Annotated in this window: 1 other annotated feature (cut by a window edge). The window is 57.0% G+C overall.

Going from position 1 to position 1045, the window contains the following annotated elements:
* Nucleotides 1-1028: a sequence feature (mutual gap in cmsearch alignment for this rRNA model is longer than 100), on the top strand (it extends 2898 nt beyond the left edge of the window).
* Nucleotides 1029-1045: the final 17 nt, after the last annotated feature.

Raw genomic sequence — 1045 nt, 5'->3', positions numbered from 1 at the left:
GGCGAAGCTGAGAACTTAAGCGCCGGTAAACGGCGGTGGTAACTATAACCATCCTAAGGTAGCGAAATTCCTTGTCGGGTAAGTTCCGACCTGCACGAATGGCGTAACGACTTCCCCGCTGTCTCAACCGCAGACCCGGTGAAATTGCACTACGAGTAAAGATGCTCGTTACGCGCAGCAGGACGGAAAGACCCCGGGACCTTCACTACAGCTTGACATTGGTGTTTGGGACGGCTTGTGTAGGATAGGTGGGAGACTGGGAAGCTGTCACGCTAGTGATGGTGGAGTCATTGGTGAAATACCACTCTGGTCGTTTTGGATGTCTAACCCGCGCCCGTGGATCCGGGTGGGGGACAGTGTCTGGTGGGTAGTTTAACTGGGGCGGTTGCCTCCTAAAGGGTAACGGAGGCGCCCAAAGGTTCCCTCAGCCTGGTTGGTAATCAGGTTTCGAGTGTAAGTGCACAAGGGGGCTTGACTGTGAGACTGACGGGTCGAGCAGGAGCGAAAGCTGGGACTAGTGATCCGGCACCGACGTGTGGAAGTGGTGTCGCTCAACGGCTAAAAGGTACCCCGGGGATAACAGGCTGATCTTCCCCAAGAGTCCATATCGACGGGATGGTTTGGCACCTCGATGTCGGCTCGTCGCATCCTGGGGCTGGAGTAGGTCCCAAGGGTTGGGCTGTTCGCCCATTAAAGCGGTACGCGAGCTGGGTTTAGAACGTCGCGAGACAGTTCGGTCCCTATCCGCTGCGCGCGTAGGAGACTTGAGAGAGGCTGTCCCTAGTACGAGAGGACCGGGACGGACGAACCTCTGGTGTGCCAGTTGTTCTGCCAAGGGCATGGCTGGTTGGCTACGTTCGGAAGGGATAACCGCTGAAAGCATCTAAGCGGGAAGCTCGTCTCGAGATGAGGTCTCCCACCACGAGAGTGGGTAAGGCTCCCGGTAGATGACCGGGTTGATAGGCCGGGTGTGGAAGCGCGGTAACGTGTGGAGCTGACCGGTACTAATAGGCCGAGGACTTGACCATGAAGCAGTCTTTTGCTG

It is taken from the genome of Acrocarpospora pleiomorpha (assembly GCF_009687885.1).
In the GTDB taxonomy this organism is placed as follows: Bacteria; Actinomycetota; Actinomycetes; order Streptosporangiales; family Streptosporangiaceae; genus Acrocarpospora; species Acrocarpospora pleiomorpha.
Note: the sequence above shows the minus strand (reverse complement) of the source record. Positions and strands in the feature narration are given on the sequence as shown.